Origin of the sequence: Flavobacterium piscis, from assembly GCF_031457575.1 — a bacterium.
Classification (GTDB): Bacteria; Bacteroidota; Bacteroidia; order Flavobacteriales; family Flavobacteriaceae; genus Flavobacterium; species Flavobacterium piscis_A.
Genome location: NZ_JAVDWQ010000001.1, coordinates 602,718 through 618,201, shown reverse-complemented (window position 1 = coordinate 618,201; position 15,484 = coordinate 602,718). Strand labels below are relative to the sequence as shown.

10 protein-coding genes are annotated in these 15,484 nt (G+C 34.6%); 3 read left to right on the top strand and 7 right to left on the bottom strand.

Annotated features, from left to right (window positions below; all coding sequences use genetic code 11):
* Both J2W48_RS02670 and J2W48_RS02665 read right to left on the bottom strand, forming a co-directional pair.
* Entirely contained in the window at positions 1-942 is a 942-nt protein-coding gene (locus J2W48_RS02670) for an alpha-E domain-containing protein (RefSeq protein WP_310277653.1), read from the bottom strand.
* A gap of 28 nt (positions 943-970) precedes the next feature.
* A complete protein-coding gene (locus J2W48_RS02665; RefSeq protein ID WP_310277650.1) occupies positions 971-2,407 on the bottom strand; it encodes a circularly permuted type 2 ATP-grasp protein in 1,437 nt (478 codons plus the stop codon).
* Positions 2,408-2,777: 370 nt separating this feature from the next.
* On the opposite strand from J2W48_RS02665, the gene rbfA reads away from it, so the two are divergent.
* The 3 genes from rbfA to J2W48_RS02650 all read left to right on the top strand — a co-directional run bounded on the left by rbfA (position 2,778) and on the right by J2W48_RS02650 (position 5,967).
* Entirely contained in the window at positions 2,778-3,170 is a 393-nt protein-coding gene (rbfA, locus tag J2W48_RS02660) for a 30S ribosome-binding factor RbfA (protein WP_310277647.1), read from the top strand.
* 1 nt (position 3,171) lies between these two features.
* Positions 3,172-4,371: an ABC transporter permease gene (locus J2W48_RS02655; protein WP_310277644.1), complete on the top strand. Its 1,200-nt coding sequence runs from the start codon at positions 3,172-3,174 to the stop codon at positions 4,369-4,371.
* A gap of 168 nt (positions 4,372-4,539) precedes the next feature.
* Positions 4,540-5,967 carry an MATE family efflux transporter gene (locus J2W48_RS02650; protein ID WP_310277639.1) on the top strand — a complete coding sequence of 476 codons (1,428 nt, stop codon included), beginning with the start codon at positions 4,540-4,542 and terminating at the stop codon, positions 5,965-5,967.
* A 191-nt stretch (positions 5,968-6,158) separates the two neighbouring features.
* On the opposite strand, the gene dusB is transcribed toward J2W48_RS02650, so the two are convergent.
* The 5 genes from dusB to J2W48_RS02625 form a co-directional block, all read right to left on the bottom strand.
* Positions 6,159-7,151, bottom strand: coding sequence for a tRNA dihydrouridine synthase DusB (gene dusB / locus J2W48_RS02645; protein ID WP_310277636.1), 993 nt, complete (start codon positions 7,149-7,151; stop codon positions 6,159-6,161).
* 156 nt (positions 7,152-7,307) lie between these two features.
* Entirely contained in the window at positions 7,308-8,603 is a 1,296-nt protein-coding gene (gene flxY / locus J2W48_RS02640) for a flexirubin biosynthesis putative acyl-CoA ligase FlxY (protein WP_310277911.1), read from the bottom strand.
* A gap of 2 nt (positions 8,604-8,605) precedes the next feature.
* On the bottom strand, positions 8,606-10,267 hold the full coding sequence (locus J2W48_RS02635; protein ID WP_310277632.1) for a C45 family autoproteolytic acyltransferase/hydrolase: 1,662 nt from the start codon (positions 10,265-10,267) through the stop codon (positions 8,606-8,608).
* Positions 10,268-10,277: 10 nt separating this feature from the next.
* Positions 10,278-11,795, bottom strand: coding sequence for a phytoene desaturase family protein (locus J2W48_RS02630; protein ID WP_310277629.1), 1,518 nt, complete (start codon positions 11,793-11,795; stop codon positions 10,278-10,280).
* A gap of 2 nt (positions 11,796-11,797) precedes the next feature.
* Entirely contained in the window at positions 11,798-15,478 is a 3,681-nt protein-coding gene (locus J2W48_RS02625; protein WP_310277625.1) for a 1-acyl-sn-glycerol-3-phosphate acyltransferase, read from the bottom strand.
* Positions 15,479-15,484 lie beyond the last annotated feature (6 nt).

Below are 15,484 nucleotides of genomic sequence, written 5' to 3'. Positions count from 1 at the left end.
TTAGGTATAAGAAAAGAATAATTTTGAGAAATCGGTTGAAAATTGAATCAGTTGGCTTTTGGTATTTTTCAAAACATCTTCTAATTCCTGATTGCTTAAATGCTGATAATCAGTAAAATCAATGTAGCTTTTAAGACGCCCAAACTGATTTAATAAAGTACGTGCTTCACTCAGATCATTATCTTTAAACAAACTATCCAGATAGGTATTGATAAAGTCCAGCGTGTAGATTACAGAATGTGCAAAATCTTTATTAAAAATTACCTGATGCGCTACTTTTCGATTATGGGAAATATTACTGTAACTTTTGAGATATAACTCGTAACCGGAAAGTGACAACAATAATCTTCGCCAATACATCAAATCTTCTTCGCCCTCAAGATTGTAATTTATAGGTGCAAAATAGGCCTGAGTCATCGATATGGTTTGTAAACATCTTTCGATATGTTTGCCAATACTCGAAAAGCACCATCCCAAACCCCGGGGCATGGTTACTTGCAGAATTCCGTTATAGAGTAATAAATCTTTGTTAAGTTTTGTAATCACATTTAGTGCATCAGAGGTCTCCAGTTTTTTGGGCAAATCTGGTGAATTCACAAAATGGTACATGGAGTTGATGTGTTCCCACAATTCTTTGGTAATTTTATCTTGCGAACCTCTGGCATTTTCACGTGCCTTTACTACTAAATTTTTTACTGAATTATCATTTTGATTGTCACAAATAATGTACTTCAATACATAAGTTGTATCATATTGTATCGAATGAATTTTGGCCTGTGACAAACTCGTGTAATATTCTAAAAGTGGTTTGTATCCCTGCGAATCACTAATTTCTTTATCAAAAGATAAAATATAGGATGTGTTTAGGGTAAGCAACATTCCATCAGTTCTTTCCATGTATCGGTTGAGCCAAAACATCCCATCTGCAACTCTACTAAGCATATTTACTTTTATTTTGAATGTTTATAATTTATTTAATGATCCAGGTGTCTTTACTGCCGCCACCCTGTGATGAGTTTACGACCAATGATCCTTCGGTTAAGGCAACACGGGTTAACCCTCCGGGCACGATTTGAATTCCTTTTGGGCCACATAATGCATAAGGCCTTAAATCGACATGGCGTAATTTAAGTTGTCCGTCAATCAGACAGGGAACAGTACTGAGCTGAATAATTGGCTGAGCAATAAAGTTTCTGGGAGTTTCAATAATAGCGATTTTGGCTTCGTCCATTTCTTCCTGAGTCGCTTTGTTGCCCATAATCATTCCGTAACCACCACTTTGGTTGGTTTCTTTGATGACCATGTTTTCCATATTGGCAAAAACGTATTCCCGTTCATCTAAATTTTCCATACGATAAGTCGGAACATTTTTAAGGATAGGTTCTTGATTCATATAATATTTAATCATATCCGGAACGTAGGCATAAATGGCTTTATCATCGGCAACCCCATTTCCAACGGCATTTACGAGCGCTACATTTCCTTGTCGGTAGGCACTAATTAAACCAGGGACACCAAGGGCGCTATCTGGTTTAAAAACCAAAGGATCTAAATATTCATCATCTAAACGACGATAAATAACATCAACTTGTTGTAATCCGGATGTGGTTTTCATATAGACCCGGCTGTTGTTTACCACTAAATCCCGACCTTCTACTAACGGAATTCCCATTTGTCGCGCCAGATACGTATGTTCGTAATAAGCAGAATTATAAACGCCGGGCGTGAGTAAAACAACATTTGGGTTGGGTACATTTCTTGGAGATAATGAAACTAAAATACTATGAAAAATCATAGGGTAATTGCTTACCATACTCACATGATTGGACGAGAGCATATCAGGAAAAATTCTTTTAGTGATTTCTCTATTTTCCAACATATAACTCACACCGCTTGGGCAACGTAAATTATCTTCCAAAACATAAAATTCGCCTTTGGAACCCCGAATCAAATCGATACCGGCAATATGTACATGAATATTATGGGGTACTTTTATACCTTGTACTTCCTGAATATAATGTGGACATGAAGCAATTAATCCAGCCGGAATAATACCATCTTTTATGATATTCTGATCATTATAAACATCCTCTAAAAACAAATTCAGTGCTAACAATCGCTGTTTGATTCCAGACTCTACTTCGAGCCAATCTTCCTGCGTGATAATCCTTGGGATAATGTCAAAAGGAAATATTCGTTCAATTCCTTTATCGTCATCGCTGTAAACAGTAAAAGTTATTCCCTGATTCATAAATAAATCAGAGGCTTGTTTTTGCTTATTGGTCAAAGTTTTATGATTCAGACTTTGCAGGGTTTGAAAAACCTGACGATAGGAATCCCGGACGCCCTTATTAGAAAACATTTCATCCCAGCCGCTGTGATTTAAACTTGGTGCTAATTTTGCCATATTTGAATTATTAAATAAATACCATTTTAAGCATTTTGATGAAAAATATTTATTTTTTTAATCCAAAATACAACTTTTAAAGATGTACAAATGTATTTTTTATGTGAATTTTATAACTTATACAAAATTCATTTTTTGACGTTTTAATTTTGAAAATATTCTTTTTTAAGCCTGTGTTTTTTTGAGATTTGACATTCTTAAAAAACATTTTCAAATGATTGGAATGTTTTTAGAAAGGAAAGAAGATTCACAGCTTTTAGAATCGAATAACAAAGATTTAATAATAAGGAGTGTTTAATCACATAAAAAATCATTTGATTGTTGAATATGAAATTGCAACGATTGAATTTAAAAATAGTATTTTTGCAGTATGGAAACAAATAGACAGAAAAAAATAGGCGGTGTCATCCAGAAAGATTTGGTTGATATCCTGCAAGGTGAAGTGCGAAAAAACGGAATTAATAATTTAGTAATTTCGGTATCCAAAGTTAGTGTAACTTCAGATTTATCTGTGGCAACAGTGTATTTAAGTATTTTTCCACAAGAAAAAGCCAAAGAAACATTAGAAGGGATAAAATCAAATACAACCCTAATCAAACACGATTTGTCTCAACGTGTGCGTTTGCAATTGCGTCGTGTGCCTAATTTGGTGTTTTTTATCGATGACTCGTTAGATTATATCGAGAAAATTGACAACGCTTTATCAAATAGAGAAAACCCAATCGAGAATCGTGATCTTTTAGATAAAAGAAGAAAATTATAAATTGAATTTCCCCCTTTACATAGCCAAACGTTATATTTTTAGCAGAAGTAAAAACAATGCTATTAATGTTATCAATTATATTGCCAGCATGGGAATCATTGTTGGTACAATGGCTTTGTTTGTGGTATTATCTGTTTTTAGCGGTTTAAAAGTGTTTAGTCTTTCTTTTACAAATGAAATTGACCCGGATTTAAAAATCACCAGTACATACGGAAAATCATTTTTGATTACACCTGATCAGGAAAATCAAATTAAAAAAACAGAAGGCGTTGCTTCGTACACAAAAATTATCGAAGAACGGGTTTTGTTTTTGTTTAAAGACAAACAACAGGTAACCAATTTAAAAGGGGTGGATAGTTTTTATCCGGCAGTGAATAATATCAAAAAAAAACTTTTCAATGGGCAATGGCTTAAACCGGATACGTATCAGGTGGTGATTGGTTACGGAATTGCTCAGAATTTTTCGATGGGAATAATGGACTTTGAAAATCCGTTGCAGGTATTTGCACCTAAACCCGGAAAAGGTGCTATTGAAAATCCGGATGAAGCTTTTAATAAAACAGATGTACTGCCGGTAGGAATTTATTCTGTAAGCGAAGAGTTAGATTCTAAGTATGTATTTGCCGATTTGGGTTTAGTACAGGAATTGCTGATGTACAAACCGAACCAAATTTCCGGAATTGAGTTGAATCTGAAAGAAAACGCAGATGAAAATGCAATTAAAGCTGAACTTCAGACTATTTTTAAAAACAAAATTACTTTAAAAAACAGGGCACAGCTCAATGAGTCTTTGTATAAAATGCTCAACACTGAGAATATCGCCGTGTATCTGATTTTTACTTTAGTGATTATCGTGGCGCTTTTTAATTTGATTGGGGCTTTGATAATGATGATTCTGGATAAAAAAGGAAATCTCAAAACCTTGTTTAATCTTGGAACCCCCATTCATCATTTAAGAAAAATATTCCTGCTTCAGGGAACTTTGTTAAGTGTTTTTGGAGGTATAATTGGTTTAGTTCTGGGTATTGCTTTGGTATTGCTGCAACAGCAATTTGAACTGATTATGATCACGTCAACTTTGGCATATCCAGTAATTTTTACACTCGAAAACGTACTTATTGTTATGGGAACTATTGTTTCTCTTGGATTTGTGGCTTCTTTAATTGCCAGTAGTCGTGTGAGTAAAAAGTTGCTGGATTAATATTTTTACATAAAAAAAAATACTTATATTTATCGCCTTAAAATCTACAAGCATATGATTGTTTCTGCCTAATCCTATTTTATTTTTAAATAATTAGGATACTTACGTTTTTATTTTTGAGTTCAGATATTGGATCTGGACTAATTCTATTATTTATCCTAACCTATCATGACAGAAACAATAATACAGAAAAGTTTATTTTCTAAAATTTATATTACTTTAAAACAAGCCATCAAAGGCGATGAATCTTTTGATTATACCGCTGGAAGTATCAAAAAAGCAGTTATTCTATTAGCCATTCCAATGGTTTTAGAAATGATGATGGAATCGGTTTTTGCTTTAGTCGATTTATATTTCGTCGGACATTTAGAACATAGTAGTTTTGCGATTCAAACGGTGGGTTTAACGGAATCTGTACTGACTATCATATATTCTATAGCAATTGGAATGAGTATGGCAGCAACGGCAGTTGTAGCCAGGCGAATTGGGGAAAAAGATCCAATTGCTGCGGCAAAAGCAGGAATGCAGGCAGTCATTATCGCATTTGTTGTTAACAGTATAATGAGTATTTTGGGTGTGATTTATGCCAAAGATATACTGTTGCTTATGGGAGCATCTGTTGATGCAGCCGAACATGGTTACCGATTTACTCAAATAATGATTGGTTCGAGCTTATGCATTATGCTTTTATTTTTGATCAACGGAATATTTCGAGGTGCAGGAAATGCCGCCATCGCCATGAAAAGTCTTTGGCTGGCCAATATTTGCAATATCATTTTATGTCCAATTTTGATTAATGGCATAGGTCCGATTCCGGCTTTTGGATTGATAGGAGCGGCTTTGGCTACTACTTTAGGAAGAAGTATCGGAGTATTATATCAAGTGTATCATTTGTTTTCCGGAAACGGAATTTTAAAAATTAAAATCGCCTATTTCACACCGGATTTTAAACAGATAAAAGCATTGATAAAAATTGCGGCTCCGGGAATTCTACAATTCGTAATAGCATCCTGCAGTTGGATTTTTCTTGCACAATTAGTAGCGACAACAGGTGGCGATCAGGGTTCAGCAGGTTATCAAACTGCCTTGAGAATCATGATGTTTTTTATTCTTCCAGCCTGGGGATTGAGCAATGCCGCTGCGACTTTGGTCGGTCAGAATTTAGGAGCCAAACAAATTAAACGTGCCGAAAAATCTGTTTTTACAACGGCCAGATACAATGTGATTTTTATGGCAACAATTATGGTCATTACATTATGTTTTGGTAAATACATTATTTCGTTTTTTACGAATGATGAAATGGTAAAAATAGTTGCGGTCGAAGCGTTACAAATTATGAGTATCGGATTTATTTTCTACGGAATCGGAATGGTTTTAATCAACACCTTCAATGGAGCAGGAGATACCTGGACACCAACCGGAATAAATTTCTTTGGGTTTTGGCTGTTTCAAATTCCACTGGCTTATTTATTGGCAAAACATTTTCAAATGGGACCAACTGGCGTTTTTATTGCAATTCCTGTTGCTGAAACGGCTATAACTCTTGCAGGTATTTTCTTTTACAAAAGAGGAAAATGGAAACGTATTCAGGTATAAGCTTATAAAAAAAAGATCTTTATTTTGGAGGGCACTGAAAAGTCCTCTAAAATTAAAAAGTCCGTTTTACAAATAAAATGGAAGCTCTGAGAATCGTCTGTACGAGAGTACTCTCCATCTCCTCTAATCCGAGTACTACAAAGAAAAAGAGGCTGTCCGAAAAGTAAGGACAGCCTCTTTTTTATGTTTTTTTAAACAAATTCATAACCCGCATAAACCTGTTCAATTTCTTTCATAACAGCGAATAAATCTTCAGGTGTATCAGTGGTGACTAACTTTTGCTTATATTCCTTAAACGAGTGAATTCCTTTGAAATAATTGGTATAATGACGGCGCATTTCTACAATTCCTAAACGTTCGCCTTTCCATTCCATCGACCAGATTAAATGATTTCTGGCAGCTTCAACACGATCAGCAACGGTTGGAGCAGCTAAATGTTCTCCGGTTTTAAAATAGTGTTTGATTTCATTAAAAATCCAGGGATAACCAATAGCGGCACGACCAATCATGATGCCGTCAATGCCATATTCATTTTTATATTTTAATGCTTTTTCAGGACAGTCGATATCGCCGTTTCCAAAAATAGGCATTGTAATTCTCGGGTTATTTTTTACGCGTGCAATATGCGACCAATCAGCGTGTCCTTTATACATTTGCGCTCGGGTTCTGGCGTGAATGGTTAAAGCCTGAACACCAATATCCTGAAGTCTTTCGGCAACTTCATCAATGTTAATGGAATTGTCATCCCAGCCCAAACGCGTTTTTACCGTTACAGGCAAATCAGTACTTCGGATAACGGCCTTGGTTAAACGCACCATCAAATCTACATCTTTCAAAACACCCGCGCCGGCACCTTTACAAACTACCTTTTTAACGGGACATCCAAAATTAATATCAACCAAATCCGGTTTTACCGTAGAAACAATTTTAGACGAAAGTGCCATTGCTTCTTCATCACCTCCAAAAATCTGAATTCCAACTGGGCGTTCATAATCAAAAATATCCAGCTTCATTCGGCTTTTGATAGCATCACGAATCAACCCCTCCGAAGAAATAAATTCAGAATACATCATGTCAGCACCGTGGGTTTTGCATAATCTGCGAAACGGTGGATCGCTCACATCTTCCATCGGTGCAAGTAATAAAGGAAATTCGGGTAATTCTATGTTGCCAATCTTGACCATCTTCACTATTTTTTGCAAAATTACAACTTTTTAGCTGAATCCACGCAAAACATTAATAGTGAGATTCAAAGCGTTGAAATTAAACCATATAAGTAATATAAGTTCATATAAAACTTTACACAAAGCTAGAATGAACTATATGGTGAAAAAAAAGTTCTATATGTTATTTCGGAAATCAAAAAAGCGAATTGGTTTTCTACTCATCGGGTTAAAAACCAAAGGATTTAAAATTTCTTTTGAAGTAAATTCAATTTTAGGAGTTACTCGTAATTTAGCCCTGAAATGATCTTTGATTTCCTGTAAAAATTCAGGTGATTGATTTTTTACGGCAATTTTGATAAGGATTTCATCAGTACCTAAATCATTGGTAGAGATTTCAATAATGTGATTTTCAATAGTATCAAAATCGCTCAAAACATCATTCATTGCCGGCGGATAAAGTGTTGTTCCTTTGTATTTGATCATTTGTTTTTTACGGCCTACAACCGGACCAACGCGTACAGTATTTCTACCACAGGCACAAGGCTCATTGTGAAGTTGTACAATATCACCGGTTTTAAAACGCAACAACGGCATGGCTTCAATTCCTAAAGTGGTAAACGTCAATTCACCCACTTCTCCATTTTTTACAGGAATATTATTTTCATCTAAAACTTCAATAATAATCAATTCCGGATGATGATGACCGCCAACACCGTGTTCACATTCAGTAAAAGCAGTACTCATTTCGGTAGAAGCATAAGTCGAAAACAACTTAATATTCCATTTATCAGTTATTTTTTTTGACAAGATGTTCATCGAAAAATCCTGATTTCTCAACGATTCCCCAATACAAATTGCTCCTTTGATACTTGAATTATTATAGTCGATTCCGTGAATTTCGGCATATTCAATTAGCTTTAGTAAAAAAGAAGGAACGGTAATCAGATACGAAGGTTTGTATTTTAAAATAGAATCCCATTGCAATTCCGGAATTCCGGCACCAACGCGGATAACACCCACTTTCAGTTTTCGAAGTCCAAGAAAATAAGCCAAACCGGCCATAAATTTCCGGTCGATTGTCGTCATCAATTGTACCACATCACCTTCTGCAATTCCGGCACAGGCAAACGAAATGGCTTCATTATACGCCAGTCGATCCAAATCAGAATCAGTTAAGCCAAAAGTTACGGGATCGCCCAATGTTCCGGAAGTAGAGGCATAATCAATAATTTTATGCAGTGGCACGCACAAAAAATCATCATTATATTGTTGTAAATCTTCTTTTGTAGTGACGGGTAAAAGTTGTAAATCCTCAAGGGTTTTAATCTTCGAAAGATCAATATTTTTTTCCTTGAATAACCGTTTGTAAAAAGGTGAATTTTGACTGATATATTCTAAAAATTCGGCTAATTTTCGTTCCTGAAAAATTTTAATCTGTTCTAAAGAATCCTTTTCTATTGCTGGAATAATGGTCATTTTCTTTTGATTTTTTTTAAATATTTTTCAATTGTCGTTTTTTCAGGAGTTGTTGTAATTTCTTTTGTCAATGTTTTTTCAAAATTATTTTGAGCCAGATGAAATTGTTTTTTTTGATAAAAGTACAGTCCTGCTTTGTAATACACAACCCAATAATCAGGGTTTAGGGATTGGTAATTTGCTATAAATTCAGATGTGATTTCCGTTTTATTTTTCAAAAATACATCTATTTTATGATCTTCAATTCTAAATTTCTGATAGTTTTGAAATGCAGCAGTTTCTAAAAATGGGTCTTTAGGGATAGTCAGTTTTTCTTCTTCAAATGAAATTATAAAATCAGTTTTTCTTTCTTTAAAAACAGAATCTAAATTGTAACAGACAAACTCTCCCAATTGATAGGGATTTGCCGAAACCCAAACCCTTTTTTCTTTCGGTTTAAAAATAATTCCGTGATGCGCCATCAATTGATTTAATGCTTTTTCGTTGCCATAACCTAAAGAGATATTTTCCAAGCCCTCTTTATTTCTAAGAATTTCAGAAGCGATTTCAGGATTGATTTTCGGTTTTTCTGAAAAAAGTTCCTGCATCCTGTCATAACGATATTTAGAATGGCTAGTGGTAATTTGCGATTGATTCCGTTTGTCATTTTTTAAATTGTTACTTTGAAAATGATTCGAACAAATTAATTGATTGCTGTTTGGAACGTCGTAAACATCCATTTTCCTGGGAGAAACTTCAATCAAAATGGCTTTATTATCCTGGGCACTTCCTACCATAATAGATTCAGAAACAAAGACCTTTCTTTTTTTTGCAATGGCAATAGCTTCCTCAATGTTTTTTGCATGTTGTAAAATTTCCCGGGTCAAAATAGAAATCGGGGTTTTGGCACTCATCGGAATTTTAGATTTCGATGCATTAATCGTCACAGTTAAACCTTCCTTATTCATTCCTGAAACCGCACCAATCATTCCGGGCCAGGTGACCATCATAAACGGATATCCTTCTTCTGGTTTTATAAAGGCAACTATTTTATTTTCAGCGAAAGCGTCATTTACATAAAAATCAAAATTACGACCCAGAATTAAACTCCCGTTCTCTGATTTTTCTCCCCAGGCGGCAAATGAGGAGCAGCCTACCAAAGCCAAATCCTGCAAGGCATGACCAATATCATGGGCAGCATGCAAATATAAACTGCGTTGGTATTGTGGTGCTATATCATTAAAATTCTGAGAAGTGTATTGCGAAACCCCATAAATTTCGGTTTGATATTCTTCCGGGACATTAGTATATAATTTCCGATTGTACCATTTTAGAAAATTCCGGAGTATTTTTTGCTGTAATTTTGAAGGAACAATATCTTCAATTCTGGAGAAAAATATTTTTTCCTGTTGTTGCAAAAGTGAATCGGATAAGGCTCCTGTGGTTAGTCCAATTTCAAACGGGCCACCTTCAACATACAACTCCCAAAGACCTTGTTTATTTTTTAAAAATGAATTTTTACCGGAAATAAAAACCGTATCGGATTGTTTGGTTACAACGGGTTTTACTGTATTGTAATTCGTAACATCCGGTAAATGGCGTTTTGATTTTGAGGTACCGCAGGAAGCGAAAACCAACCAAAATCCAACAAAGAAAAGTATTATAACTCGATTCTTCATACCCACGTTTTTATTCAGATGCTTTATTGATTTTGGTTACTAAATATTCTTTTCCAACAATTTCAGAACAGGTTACCACTGCACCAATTGTAACACCCAAAACACCATGCATATTGATGCTTTGCCCGGTTAAATATAAATTATCCAGTTTAGTTTTTGATGCAATCAGGGTTTTCATCGGATTGTTTGAATCTTTTACGTAACCGTACATATTGCCTTTGTCGCCGCCAATATAATCACGATAAGAAAGTGGTGTTGAGGTGTGAACTGATCGAATACAATCTTTGATTCCGGGGAATTTCAATTCAATTTCATTTAAAAATTTCGCCGTTTTTCTGGATTTAAATTCTTCATAACTTTCTCCCCTGTCATTTTTTTCAGCCGTTGTATTAAAGGTATCGATCCAGGGAGCGACATCGTCATATTTCATGTAGGTAATACACGTCATTCCTTCTGCCCATTCTTCCTGTTTTTTTGAAGCATTCATAGAAGCCATAAAAGCTTTTGGCCATGAATCTTCATCATAATCATGAGCAGTCCAGACTTCGTTGCTTTTTTTAAAATGATAATGATTATGATTGATGTATTTAAAAGTTTCCGGCTTAAAAACAATATAGATGCTGAAGGCAGAAATAACGCCTTCAAGGCTCTGGATCCGACTGTAAAATGATTTCCTGAAGTTCTCTTCGCCGGCTAATTTCAGTGTGGTTTTTGGTTCTATATTCGAGATAAAATAAGAGCCTGAAAGTTGGGTTCCATCTTTCATATTTACCGAAGTTACTTTGTTGTTTTCCACATTAAAACGGGTAACTTCCTTGTATTTATAAAACGCTCCTCCGTGTTTTTTTAGCTGTTTGAGTAATTGTTTCGTAATCTGACTGCCGCCATTAATGCAGCGCCAGGAACTCTGAATATAGGAGTTAACCGAAAGAGCATGAACATAAAAAGGAGATTTGTCTGCAATTCCGGCATATAAAAAATTAGAACCTCCTAAAACGGCTCTTAATTTTTCATTTTTTGTGCATTCGTCAATAGTTGCCTTAGCATTTAATTCTAAAATAGCATTGTCATATTTACCTTCATATTCCAAATTATAGAGTGGAAAAGAATCGCAAATTGTTCTTAATCTTTGACAATAGTCTTCGATATTTGATTTTTCTTCCGGGAAATAATGCTCTAATTGTTTAACGAAATTGTCGTAACCCTGAGCATGCGGATATTCGTTTTGATCATCTTCAAAAGAGATAATATCAAAACCATTTTCGTCCAGTTTTTTTAAATGCAATTGGTCAACAATGCCCAGATATTTAAAATATTTATACAGGTTTTGTCCTTCACCTAAACCTCCTATGTAATGAATTCCGGTATCAAAAATAGTTTTATCCCGGACAAAAGTCTGTAAATTTCCACCGTATTGATTGTTTTTTTCGAGCACACAAACGCTGTAGCCTTCTTTAGCCAGAATAATCGATGAAACTAAACCGCCTAAACCGCTCCCAACAATTACCACATCATATTGCTCTTTCATCTCTAAATTTTCTTTAATACGATTATGGAATCTTCTTCCAAAACAGAATCGAAACCAAAATTAATCAAAGTGCTTTTTAAACCTGGATTATCGATTAAAATAATACAGGAAGTCACTGAAGTAATTTTCTCTAAATCGGTTTTGTGTTTTTCATCTGAAATTAAAACAGCATCGTATTGATTTTGAATCACCGTTTCTATATTTTCCAGATAAATGATTTTTCTTTTTTTAACGATATAATTGGTTTTGGCAACATCTCGTTTTTCTTCGTCAGTACTATATGAATATATTTTTCTTTGTGGTTCCTGCAGGGTCAATAACACATCTAATTGTCCGTAATCGTTTGATAAATGCAATATTTTGGCTTTCGCCGAAAGATGACCGTTTAAGCGATGATATACTTCCAAATGAGTTTTTAAATTGTTTTTGATACTATTTATGACTTCAATTTCTTTATAGTCATAACTGTTGGTCAGCATTTTTTTGAAATATTCAGGGCCTTCGAGTTCTTTACGAATTTTACTAAATTCAGTTTTAAAATAGGAACTTAATTGTTTGGTTCTCTCAATGTAATTTTTTCCAAACGAAAAATTATCAGGTGAGATTCTTTCTAAAATAGAAATGGTCAGAGTGCTGTCATGAATTACAAAATCACCTTTCGGAATCGCTTCTGAAGCACCATGAATCAAAACAGGGACAATATCTAAATTGAATTCCTCAGCAAGATAGAAAGCACCTTTATGAAAACGGTTGATCTGATTGCTTTCAGACCGTGTTCCTTCCGGAAAAATCATCAGCGAATATCCTTCATTTACTTTTTGACGTAAATGTTCGACTCCGCTTTCTAATCCTTCAGAAACGGGATAAAAACCTGCTTTTCTGACCGTACCGCCAAAAACAGGAGAGTTGTACACCCAGTCATTTACCAAAAAAATAATTTTTGGACTCAGCATTCCCATGGACAGAATATCCAGAAATGAAGAATGGTTGGCAATTATAATGGCTGGCTTATCGAAATTCTCATTGAATTTATTGATTACTTTTTTATGAAGATATGGACTCGAATAAAGCACCGATTTCATGAATTTTGAAATCACATATCGAAAACCTTTCATTTTTGTTTTTTCCTTTATGGGAAGAATCGGCATAATGGTAAAACTAAAAAGGGACATTAAAATACCGCCCATTCCGTAGTAGAAAAAGGATACAACCCCATGAAAAAACGTTCGCAATTGAAAAGGGGCATTTCCTTTTTTCGCACGATTCGTAATAAATAATTTGAATAGAATAGGGTAGAAAATAAACGTAATAATCAATGCGGCAAAAACTCCAATTAAGGAAACAGATGAAATAGATTGCAACGCAGGATGCTCTGCAAAAATCATTGCGCCAATACCTAAAATCGTTGTAATTACGGCCAAAATTATGGAAGTCCTGTAAATCGCAATTTCGTTTTTTCCGGTGGTATATTCTTTCTGGAGCGCACTTGTCATGAAAATACTAAAATCGACACCATGCCCAAAAATCAAAGTGCAGACAATCATACTGAAAATATTCATCTGAATACCAAAGATTGCCATAATTCCGGCTGTTACAATTCCCGTTAAGGCAATCGGAATACAGCTGACGATAACCAATTCGATTCTTCGGAAAAAGAAAAACAAAATTAAAATTACGGCGATAAACGAATAATTGACAAGCGAATTAAAGTCGGTTTTCAAAGTGCTGAAAAAAGTTTCATTCATTTGCTGGCGATCAATTGCAATCAGATTATTTTTGGCTGCAGCCGATTTTACAAAAACATCACGTTGTTGAGGTGTCACTTTTACTAAAGTCGAAATCGTAAAAAATCCATTTTTTTGAGTTACAAATTCATGCAATTGCAAAGCCTGTATTTTTAAATAATCTTCGGCTGAAATGGGTTTGAAATTAAAATACAAATGATCAAAAAAGGCAGTATAGGTAGTGGGTTTAAACCCAAATTTTGAACTTTCAGTAATCAATTCTGATTTTAAAAGCTGCTTTTTATTGTCATCCCAAAACGAATTCCACGTGCTAATTTTCTGTTGCTGTTCCTTCTGCGAAAGCATTATTCCACCTACAGAACTGAAATTTAGAATTTTATTTTGTTGTTTTGCTGCAGATAAATCCTGAAAAAGCTGGCTGTTGTTTTGCAAAACCTCCTCCATACTTTTTCCGTATGAAGCTACATAAATTGTTTTTGAAGTTAAACTGGTACTTTCTTCCAGATCTTTTTCTGCGGCTTTTATTTCCTTTGGAACAAAATTCAATTGCGACAAATCATTGTTGAAACCAACATTGTTATAAGTAAAAAAACAAACAATCGTAATTAAAAGGCAAAAGCTAATTAGAAATTTATTGTTATGAAAAGAAAAATGAGCTAATTTATCAATTACATTTTTCTTGTGTTCAAAATTATTTTCTTTTGGTTTGTATAAATGAGGAATGATCAAAAGAGAGAAAAACGCCGAAGTCATTACAATGACAGCTGCGAAAATTCCCAGATCATTCAGTGCATCAGATTTTACAAAAAGCAGGCATAAAAAAGCAACGGCTGTCGTTGAACTGCTCATAATTACAGGCATTGTAATGTCTTTGTACAAAGTTTTTACATCGCTGTTGTGTTTGTAATGTGTAAGAATGTGCAAGGAATAGTCAATGGTGATTCCCAATAAAATAGAACCAATTCCGAGTGAAATGGCTGAAATTTGTTCTTTTACAAAATATAAAAATGCAACGGCAAACAAAGCACCGAAAACTGTTGGAATAAAAATAATTATGGGGATAAAAATTGTTCTGTAAAATAAAATCAAAATTAACATCAACGTAAACATTGCAATAGTTGTCGTTAAGATAATATCGCTTTTAATTTGATTGGCGTTTGCAACCGCAATCAAAGCTGAACCAAAATAACTGACAGCAGCTTTGGTTGTATATTGCTGGTTGAGATTTTCCTGAATGGATTTGAGTTTTGCCGCAAAAATCGTATTTTTTTCAGTTTCGCTTGATGGAAGATTGGAGGTGATAAAAAGCAGCAATTTCTTTTTGTCTTTGGTCATTACAAAACCGTTGTCCAGTATAAAATCATCACCAACATTGAGCTGTTGTAATTTCTTTAAAGCGATAAATGAAATCCCTAGAGGATCCTGCAGAATAAAATCTTTGGTTACAAATCCGGATGGTGAAATAATCGATTTGTAATTTCCCTGAACGGTTGCTGAAATACTGTCTTTTTGAAGTTTATTTTGAATTGCTTCGTAATCCTTATTTTCCAGAAAAAGCGGAAGATTTTGGTAGACAAAATCAATAGTTTCCTGAATATTTTCCTCATCAATTTTGCCCTGGATTCCTGTAACGTAAGGTTTACAGGATTGAGCTACACTATCCGAAAAAGCAGCTGCCATTTCTTTTAAATCCTCGTCAGTTCCGTTTTTTCCGACTTTGAAAATAACCGTGATTTTGTCGGCAAAATTGAGCTGTTTCAGCACTTTTGCCGTCACATCCGCTTTGTCGCTTGTTGGAATAAGTTTGGTAATATCTTCTTCAAATTTGATTTGAGAAGCAAAAAATCCAAATATAAAAAGCAACAGAACAGCCAATAAAACCGATAAAGATTTTCTTCGGTTTACAAATTGATGTATGGCGTAGAAATACTGATGCATTTTTAA

Coding starts and splice junctions, on each gene's coding strand:
- J2W48_RS02670 (WP_310277653.1), bottom strand. CDS start 942: ATGCTTAGTAGAGTTGCAGATGGGATGTTTTGGCTCAACCGATACATG.
- J2W48_RS02665 (WP_310277650.1), bottom strand. CDS start 2,407: ATGGCAAAATTAGCACCAAGTTTAAATCACAGCGGCTGGGATGAAATG.
- rbfA (WP_310277647.1), top strand. CDS start 2,778: ATGGAAACAAATAGACAGAAAAAAATAGGCGGTGTCATCCAGAAAGAT.
- J2W48_RS02650 (WP_310277639.1), top strand. CDS start 4,540: ATGACAGAAACAATAATACAGAAAAGTTTATTTTCTAAAATTTATATT.
- dusB (WP_310277636.1), bottom strand. CDS start 7,151: ATGGTCAAGATTGGCAACATAGAATTACCCGAATTTCCTTTATTACTT.
- J2W48_RS02635 (WP_310277632.1), bottom strand. CDS start 10,267: ATGAAGAATCGAGTTATAATACTTTTCTTTGTTGGATTTTGGTTGGTT.
- J2W48_RS02630 (WP_310277629.1), bottom strand. CDS start 11,795: ATGAAAGAGCAATATGATGTGGTAATTGTTGGGAGCGGTTTAGGCGGT.
- J2W48_RS02625 (WP_310277625.1), bottom strand. CDS start 15,478: ATGCATCAGTATTTCTACGCCATACATCAATTTGTAAACCGAAGAAAA.